The 8,446-nt window shown below is 77.8% G+C and carries 6 protein-coding genes; 1 reads left to right on the forward strand and 5 read right to left on the reverse strand.

Going from position 1 to position 8,446, the window contains the following annotated elements; all coding sequences use genetic code 11:
- Window positions 1-20: 20 nt before the first annotated feature.
- Together ACSNOC_RS26020 and ACSNOC_RS26025 are read right to left on the reverse strand one after the other, a co-directional pair.
- Window positions 21-2,081, reverse strand: coding sequence for a SpoIIE family protein phosphatase (locus tag ACSNOC_RS26020; RefSeq protein WP_436750016.1), 2,061 nt, complete (start codon window positions 2,079-2,081; stop codon window positions 21-23).
- Complete coding sequence (locus ACSNOC_RS26025) at window positions 2,078-4,543, reverse strand: SpoIIE family protein phosphatase (RefSeq protein WP_436750017.1); 2,466 nt, start codon at window positions 4,541-4,543, stop codon at window positions 2,078-2,080. The genes ACSNOC_RS26020 and ACSNOC_RS26025 overlap by 4 nt, the downstream gene beginning before the upstream one ends.
- 183 nt (window positions 4,544-4,726) lie before the next feature.
- Here ACSNOC_RS26025 and ACSNOC_RS26030 point away from each other — a divergent pair, with 183 nt between their 5' ends.
- Window positions 4,727-5,194: a Crp/Fnr family transcriptional regulator gene (locus ACSNOC_RS26030; protein ID WP_436750018.1), complete on the forward strand. Its 468-nt coding sequence runs from the start codon at window positions 4,727-4,729 to the stop codon at window positions 5,192-5,194.
- A 13-nt stretch (window positions 5,195-5,207) separates the two neighbouring features.
- On the opposite strand, the gene ACSNOC_RS26035 is transcribed toward ACSNOC_RS26030, so the two are convergent.
- From ACSNOC_RS26035 to ACSNOC_RS26045, 3 genes are all read right to left on the reverse strand, one after another.
- Window positions 5,208-6,143 carry an SGNH/GDSL hydrolase family protein gene (locus ACSNOC_RS26035; RefSeq protein ID WP_436750019.1) on the reverse strand — a complete coding sequence of 312 codons (936 nt, stop codon included), beginning with the start codon at window positions 6,141-6,143 and terminating at the stop codon, window positions 5,208-5,210.
- On the reverse strand, window positions 6,140-7,375 hold the full coding sequence (locus ACSNOC_RS26040) for a glycosyltransferase (RefSeq protein WP_436750020.1): 1,236 nt from the start codon (window positions 7,373-7,375) through the stop codon (window positions 6,140-6,142). The genes ACSNOC_RS26035 and ACSNOC_RS26040 overlap by 4 nt, the downstream gene beginning before the upstream one ends.
- An 85-nt stretch (window positions 7,376-7,460) precedes the next feature.
- On the reverse strand, window positions 7,461-8,446 hold a 986-nt coding region (locus ACSNOC_RS26045), incomplete at its 5' end, for a glycosyltransferase family 4 protein (protein WP_436750021.1).

The raw sequence follows: 8,446 nt of genomic DNA on the forward strand, positions 1-8,446 counted from the left end.
GCCGGGTGCCCGGCCGGGTGTCAGGGGCCGGGCCGGTGGGTGCGGGCCAGGAGCAGGGCGACGTCGTCCTCGGGGGTGGTGGGGCGCAGGCCGCTCAGGACGGCGTCGCAGGTCTCCTCCAGGGGCCGGGGGGCGCCCGAGAGCAGCCGGGTCATGGCGCGCAGGCCGACGTCGATGGGGGCGCGCCGTTCCTCGACCAGGCCGTCGGTGAACAGGGCGACGGTGCTGCCGGGCGCCAGCCGCCGCCGTTCGGCGGTGAACGGGACGCCGCCGACGCCGAGCGGCACGGCGTTGGGCAGGTCGAGGAGTTCGGCGGTGCCGTCGGGCCGGACCAGGACGGGCGGCAGGTGGCCGGCGCTGGAGATCTCGCACCAGCCGTCGCGCGGGTCGCAGACGGCGTACACGCAGGTGGCGATGGAGTCGCCCAGCGAGGTGGCGATCGCGTCGAGGTGGCTGAGGAGTTCGGCGGGCGGCAGGTCGAGGAGGGCCAGGGCGCGGATGGTGGAGCGGAGCTGGCCCATGATCGCGGCGGCGCGCACGCCCTTGCCCATGACGTCGCCGACGACCAGGCCGAGCCGGCCGGCGCCGAGTTCGAGCACGTCGAACCAGTCGCCGCCGATCTCGCTGACGGCCGGGAGGTAGCGGCAGGCGATGTCGATGCCGGGGCGGCTGCGCGGCAGCCGGGGCAGCAGGCTGCGCTGGAGGGTGAGCGCGGTGCCCCGTTCCCGGCTGTAGAGGCGGGCGTTGTCGACGCTGATGGCGGCGCGGGCGGCGAGTTCGCCGGCGAGGGCGACGTCTTCCTGGTCGAACGGGCGCGGGTTGCGCGTACGGCACAGGCTGAGGGTGCCCAGCACCTCGCCGCGCGCGGTGAGCGGGACGGCCAGGAAGGAGTGGACGCCGACGCCGGCGAAGACCCGGGCGACCTCCTCGTTCCTGGCGATGTGCCGCAGCGCCGGGGCCAGGACGCGGGCCAGCAGGATGGGCCTGGCCTCGCGGACGCACTGGGTGAGGACGCGCCGGGGGCCGTGGGACGCGGCCTCGCCCAGCCGGTAGGCGGCCCGTCCCTCGTCGCTGCCCTGGCCGGCGACGACGGCCAGCGGCCGGAACAGCACGGAGCCGTCGGGCCGTACGGGGGGCGCGGTCTCGCCGCCGAGGACCGAGTCGAGGACGTCGACGGCGGCGAGGTCGGCCAGCCGGGGCACGGCGACCTCGGCCAGTTCGCGGGCGGTGCGCGGCAGGTCGAGGGTGGTGCCGATGCGGGTGCCGGCGTCGGCGATGACGGCGAGCCGTTCGCGGGCGGCGGCCACCTCGGCGTCGGCGCGCTGGCGTTCGGTGACGTCGATGGCCGAGGTGCCGACGCCGATGGTGTGGCCGGACTGGTCGTCGACGCGGTAGTAGGAGACGGACCAGACGTGGTCGCGCTGCGGGTCGGCGGGGGTGCGGCCGGTGGTCCGGTGGTCGATGAGCGGCTCGCCGGTGGCCAGGACGTGCCGCATGGCGCCCTCCACGCCCTCGACGTCGGTGCCGACGAGCACGTCGCGGTAGCGGCGGCCGAGCAGGGCCTCGGCGGGCAGCCCGTTGAGGCGTTCCAGCGCGGGGTTGACGCGCAGCCAGCGCAGGTCGGTGTCGAAGAGCGCGAGCGCGACCGGGGACTGGTTGATCAGGCTGAGCGACATGGCGAGGTCGATCTCCAGGCGCCGCAGGGTGGGGGTGTCGGCGGCGTGGGCGAGCACCCTGGGGGCGCCGCGCGGGTCGTGCAGGCGGCGGCTGCGGAACTCGACCCGCCGGAGGGTGCCGTCCGCGCACAGCACGGGGACGACGCCGGACCACGCCTCGCCCGCCCAGGTCCGCTCGAACCAGCGGTCCACGGCCGCCCGCAGCCGGTCGGGCACCAGGATGCCCGCGGCCCGCCGGCCCAGGACGTCCTCGGCGCGGTAGCCGAAGAGCGCCTCGGCCTCCGGGCTCCACAGCACGACGGCGCCGTCGCCGTCGAGGACGAAGACGGCGACGCGCACCTCGTCCAGCAGCCCGCCCGGGGTGGCTCCCAGTCCTGTGGCGTCCGTCGGGGCGTGGTCGCTCATGCCCGCCCCTGTCCCTGGTCCAGGAGCTGTTCGGTCCAGATCGTCTTGCCCGCGGGGGTGTACCGGCTGCCCCAGCGGTGGGCGAGCTGGGCGACCAGGAACAGGCCCCGGCCGCCCTCGTCGGTGGGGCGGGCGCGCCGCAGGTGCGGCTGGGTCTCGCTGGGGTCGGAGACCTCGCAGACGAGCGTCTCGTCCCTGATGAGGCGCAGGCCGACGGGGCCGCCGGCGTAGCGGATGGCGTTGGTGACGAGTTCGCTGACGATCAGTTCGGTGGGGAACATGTTGGCCGTCAGGTCCCAGTCCTTGAGCTGGGCGAGGACCCGGTCACGGGCCTCGCCGACGACGGAGGGGTCCGCGGGGAAGCGCCAGTCGGCGACGGCGCCCTCGGGGAGGGCCGCGACACGGGCGACGAGCAGGGCGACGTCGTTGTCGGGCGCCGGGCCGGGCAGCAGGGCGTCCAGCACGCCCTGGCCCAGGGCGCGGGGGGTGGTGCCGGCCGCGGCGCCCTCGGCCACCCGGTCGCACAGCAGGCGCAGGCGCCGCCGCCGGGCCTCGCCGCCGTCGTCGGCGGGGTCGTCGGCGTGCGCGACGAGTTCCTCGCTGAAGAAGGCCAGGAAGCTGCCGGGGCTCAGCCGGAGCCGCACGGTCTCGAAGGGGGTGCCGCCGACGCCCAGCGGCGGCCCCGGCTTCAGGCTCACCACCTCGGCGCTCTCCCCCGGCGCGGCGGCGACGGGCGGTACGCGGCCGGCCGCGGCCATGGCGCACTCGCCGCTGACGGGGTCGTAGACGCAGTACAGGCAGGTGGCGCCGACGGCGCCGCCGCGGGTGGTGTGGGGCGCGGTGCCCACGTCGGCCAGGCGGATGGCGAGGTCGTCCAGGCGGGTGAGCAGTTCGTCGGGGGCGATGTCGAGGTCGGCGAGGGTCTGCACGGCGGTCCGCAGCCGGCCCATGGTGGCCGTGGCGTTCAGGCCGTGCTCGGCGACGTCGCCGATGACGAACGCGACGCGCGCGGAGGAGAGCGGGATCACGTCGTACCAGCTCCCGCCGATCCCGGCCGCGGTCCCGGCCGGGACGTAGCTGCCCGCCGTCTGGGCGGCGCTCACCTCGAACATGGGCTGCGGCAGCAGGCTGCGCTGGAGCGTCTCCAGGGTGCGGTGTTCGCGGGTGTAGCGCCGGGCGTTGTCGACGCTGAGGGCGGCCCGGGTGCCGATCTCCTCGGCGAACTCGGCGTCGGCCCGGCTGAACGGGGGGCGGCCGGCGGAACGCCACATCGCGATGGCGCCGAGCACCTGCCCCCGGGCGTGGAGCGGGACGACCATCCGGGTGCCGCTACGGGACGGCAGGAGCAGCGGGTCGGGACCGTCACCGGGCGTTCCGCCGACCTGGCGGGCCCGCAGGTGGGGCAGCCAGGGCCCGAAGAGGACCCGGCCACCACCGATCCGGTCCCTGCGGAGGCTGGGTGAGTGGAAGACGGCGCCGGCGGGGTGCACGTCCGGCGGCCACTCCTCGCCGGCCGCGATCGCCGCGATCCGGCGCACGGGGGCCCGGAGCAGCACGGGACCGGTGTCGTCGCCGGAGAAGACGGCCTCGGCCAGGTCGACCGCCGCGAGGTCGGCGAACTCGGGGACGAGGACCCGGGCCAGCTCCTCGGCGTTGCGGGTGACGTCCAGGGTGCCGCCCATGCGCTGGGCGGCGGTGTGCATGAGCGCGATCCGGCGGCGGGCCAGGTACTGCTCGGTGACGTCGCTGAAGAGGGCCGCGACGCCGATCAGGGTCTCGTCGGCGTCCTGGAGCTGGAAGGCGGAGAACGCCACGACCCGCTCGCGGGTGGGTGCCTCCAGGAGCCGGGCCCGGTGCTCCCAGTTGACCACCGGCTCGCCGGTGGCGGCGACGTGCCGCAGCTTCTCCGTGAACGCCGCGGCGTCCTCGGGGAGGAGCACGTCCTCCAGCGGGAACGGCTCGCCGGCGCGGTCGACGCCCCAGTGCCCGTCCGGCTGCCCCTCGTCCGGGAGGCTGACCCGGGTGAGGCGCAGGTCCGCGTCGTGAATGGCCAGGCCCACGGCGCTCTGCGCGAACAGGGCGCGGATCAGCCCCAGGTTCTCCTCCTGGAGCCGGGCGTCGGTGGCCGGGGTGATCGCCACCAGCTGGCCCGGGCCGCCGTCCGGCCGCAGGGGCAGGACGTCGAGCCGGACGTCGGCGGTGCTTCCGTCCGGGCGGCGCAGGGTGACGACGCCGTGGCCGGACTCGCCCAGCCCGGCCAGCTCGTCCAGGTCGGGCCAGGAGTCGGGCTCGACGAGGAAGCCGGCCAGCCGCCGCCCGCGGAGGAGGCCGGGCGGCAGGTGGAAGACGCGCTCCACGCCCCGGGTGCAGGCGACCACCGCGCCCCGCGCGTCGAGCACCAGCACGGCGGCCGGTCCGCCGGGCAGGTATTCGAGGTCGCCGGGGTGCGGGGTGGTGCTCACGTTCCTCCTCGGAGTCGGGCCGCCCGGGCCCGTGGCGGCAGCCCTCCCCCTCCCCCACTGTCGCGGAGACGGGACCGGGCTGCGAGTCGGCGGACCGCCGGGGCCCGGCGGTCCGGGATGCGCGCGGGGCAGGCCGGGGGTGCAATGGGAGGGGGTGACCGGCGGCCATGAGGAGGCGCGGCGATGACGGCACCACGGCGGCTGCTGCGAGTCCTGCCGGCCGACCACCGCGAACGGCTGATGGAGCTGGCCCGCGAGGTCTCGTTCGACCAGGGGCAGCGGATCTTCGAGGAGAAGGGCCGGGCCGACCGGTTCTGGATCATCCGGTCGGGCACGGTCACGCTGGACCTGCGGCTGGGGGCCGGGCGGCGGCCGACGGCCGTCTCCTCGCTCGCCACGGGCGACCTGCTGGGCTGGTCATGGCTCTTCCCGCCGTACGAGTGGGACTTCGGCGCGGAGGCGCTGAGCCCGGTGCGGGCGTACGAGTTCGAGGGCGCGGCGGTGCAGGCCGTGTGCGACGAGAACCCGGCGTTCGGCTACGCGCTGCTGCGGGTGATCGCGGAGATCCTCGCCCACCGGGTGCGTGCGGCGCGGACGCGGCTGCTGGACCTGTTCGCGCCGCACGCGGGTGAGCTGCACGGGCCGGTGTGAGGTGTGCGGTCAGTCAGACGGGCTCGGTGGCGGAGCCGCGCGGCGCCGCCGTCCCGGTGCGGCGGGTCGGTGGCGGAGCGGCGGGAACGGCCCTGGGGACGGCCGGCGCGCGCAGCGGCGCGAGCGCGGCCAGGGTGGCGTCCCGGGCGGCCCGGTCCAGCGCCTCCTCGGTGCCGGCCAGCCGGTGCCGGGTCTCGGCGGCGGCCAGCCGCAGCAGCCCGGGCAGCAGGTCGGTGGAGCGGGCGGCGACCCAGCGCGTGCCGCGCGTCGCCAGCCACCAGGCGCCCGCGGCGCGCCGGGGCGGCGGCCGGTCGGGGACCGGGGACGGCGGCGGACCGGCGGCGAGGCCGCGCGCGGCGAGACCGGCGTGGAACTCCCGGGCCAGCAGGCGGTGCCCCAGCTCACTGGGGTGCAGCCGGTCCACGCTCCAGGCGGCCCGGTCCGCGACGAGCGGGTGGTCCGCGAGGTGGGCGTGCACCGCGCCGTGGCGCCAGGACAGGTGGTGCACCACGTCGTTGAGCGCCCGCATGCGCCGCGCGAGCGGCTGGGCGAGGGCGCGCGGCAGGTGGAGCATGCGCCCGGGGTCGGGCAGGCAGGCGGTGAGCACCACGGCGCCGTCGGCGGTGAGGGCGCCGATGACCGCGTCGAGGTCGCGGGCCGCGTCCGCGATGTCGAACGCGCCGCGCAGCGTGTCGTTGCCGCCGACGATGACCGAGGCGTACCGGGGCCGCAGCGCCCGCGCCGCGGCGAGCTGCTCGCCGGCCGCGTCGGCGGTGCGGGCGCCGCTGCGGGCGAGGTTGACCAGGCGCACCGGCCGGGCGGGCGGGCCGAGCCCGGCGGCGAGCAGCGGGGCGAAGCCCCGCCACCGGCCGCCGGGCAGGGCGTCGCCGAGTCCCTCGGTGAGGGAGTCCCCGAGCGCGGCGAAGCAGACCGGCGGGTCCGCGGTCATCGTTCCCCGCCCTCGGACCCGGGCCCCGACCTCCCCCGGCCCGCGCCGGGCCGCGCGCCCATCGCGGGGACGGCTCCCCGGCCGCCGCCCGTGACGGGGGCCGCGTCCAGGGCGGTGAGGAACGCGTCGACGGCCGCGCTCCACGGGAACCGCTCGGCCCGCGCCCGGGCCGCCGCCCTGCGGGCCGCCTCGGGCCGGGCGAGCAGCCGCTGCACGCCGTCGGCGAAGGCCGCGCCGTCGCCGTCGGCGCTTGTACCGGCCGTGCCGAGCAGCGCGGGCACGGCGGACCGGGAGCTGGCCACCACGGGCGTGCCGCAGGCCAGGGCCTCCATGGCGGCCAGCCCGAACGTCTCGGCCGGGCCGGGCGCCAGCACGATGTCGGCGGTGGCCTGCAGGACGGCGAGGTCGGCGGGGTCGCCCACGTGGCCGGAGAACAGGACGGGCAGCCCCTCGTGCCGGGCCCGCTCCCGCAGCCGCCCGCCGAGCGGTCCCTCGCCCGCGATCACCAGGGCGGCGTCCACGCCGCGGCGCAACAGCTCGCCGAGCGTGTCGAGGGCGATGCCGGGCCGCTTCTCCGGGGAGAGCCGCGAGCACATGGCGAGCAGCACCCGGGCGTCGCCGCCCAGCTTCCGGCGCAGCGCCTCGTCACGCAGCTCGGGGCGGCAGCGGCGCAGGTCCACGCCGAGCGGCGCGCGCACCACGTTGCGCGCCCCGACCCGCTGGAACTCCCGGGCCGCCCACTCGGTGGTGCACACCACCCGGGTGTAGGCGTGCGCGGTGCGGAGGTTGAGCCGGTCGGCGGTGCGGCGGCACAGGCCCTCCGGCACGCCCCAGGTGGCCAGCACGCCGTCCACGCTCTCGTGGGAGACCATCACGGCCGGAACGCGGTGGCGCCGGGCCCACTCCCCCGTCCAGCGCAGCGTCGTGCGGTCGGAGACCTCCAGCCGGTCCGGGGCGAGCGAGGCGAGCAGCGCGGCCAGCCGCCGCCGGTCGGTCAGGACCCGGTAGCCCCCGGTGCCGGGGAGCACCCGGCCGGGCAGCGTGATCACGCGGCCCTGCGCGGTGCGGGTGTCGCTCCGCGACTCGCCGGGGACGATCAGCACCGGCTCGTGCCCGGCCGCCTGGTACCCGGCGCCCAGCTCGCGCAGCGCGGTGCGCAGCCCGCCCGAGGCGGGGGTGACGAAGTTCGCGAGGCGGACGATCCGCAGTCCACCACCCACAGGCCCGCTCACCGCGTCCTCCCGTTCGCTTCTCCGTCCGCGCGGCGCACCGCGGACACCGTCGTCGTCTGCGACCCGCCGGCCGCGCGCACGTCGCTCACCGGAGTGCCACCGCCCGTTCCTGCCGGACCCGGGCGTAGTGGTCGAGGAGCTGGTCCCCGACGGCCTCCCAGGTGCGGCCCTCGACGGCGGCGCGGCCGGCGCGGGCGAGGGAGTCGCGGAGGTCGGGGTCGTCGCGCAGGGTGCGGACGGCCTCCCGCAGGGCCGCCGGGTCGCGCGGCTCGACCAGCAGCCCGGTGCGGCCGTGCTCGACCAGGTCCAGAGGCCCGCCGACGGCGGGGGCGATGGTGGCCACGCCGCTCGCCTGGGCCTCCTGCACGGTCTGGCAGAACGTCTCGAACGGGCCGGTGTGCGCGAAGACGTCCAGGGAAGCGTAGACGCGGGCCAGGTCGTCGCCGGTGCGGCGGCCCAGGAAGCGGGCCCTGGGGAGGGCGGCCCGCAGCGCGGTCTGGCTGGGGCCGTCGCCGACCACCACGAGCCGGACGCCGGGCAGGGCGGCGGCCCCGGCCAGCAGCTCGACGTGCTTCTCGGGGGCGAGCCGGCCGACGTAGCCCACGAGCAGCTCGCCGCCGGGGGCCAGTTCGGCGCGCAGCGCCTCGTCGCGCAGCCCCGGGCGGAACCGCTGGGTGTCCACGCCGCGCGGCCACAGCGCCAGCCGGGGCACGCCGCGCTCCTCCAGGGCCCGCAGCGACGCGGTGGAGGGCGCCAGGGTCAGGTCGGCGGCGGTGTGCACGGCGCGTATCCGGCGCCAGGCGGCCAGCTCGCCGGCGCCGACGTAGGTGCGCGCGTAGCCCGCCAGGTCCGTCTGGTACACGGCCACGGCCGGAACCCCGGTGCGCACGGCGAGAGCGGCGCCGCGCGCGCCCAGGACGAACGGGCTGGCGAGGTGGATGATGTCGGGCCGGTGCGCGGCGACGGCGGCGGCCAGCTTGCGGCTCGGCAGCGCCACCCGGACCTGGGGATATCCGGGCAGCGGCAGCGAGGGGATGTGCACGACGGGGGCGGGGCCGTCGTGCACATCCC

This window comes from Streptomyces sp. URMC 129 (assembly GCF_051386415.1).
Taxonomy (GTDB): Bacteria; Actinomycetota; Actinomycetes; order Streptomycetales; family Streptomycetaceae; genus Streptomyces.

Coding starts and splice junctions, on each gene's coding strand:
- ACSNOC_RS26020 (WP_436750016.1), bottom strand. CDS start 2,081: ATGAGCGACCACGCCCCGACGGACGCCACAGGACTGGGAGCCACCCCG.
- ACSNOC_RS26030 (WP_436750018.1), top strand. CDS start 4,727: ATGACGGCACCACGGCGGCTGCTGCGAGTCCTGCCGGCCGACCACCGC.
- ACSNOC_RS26035 (WP_436750019.1), bottom strand. CDS start 6,143: ATGACCGCGGACCCGCCGGTCTGCTTCGCCGCGCTCGGGGACTCCCTC.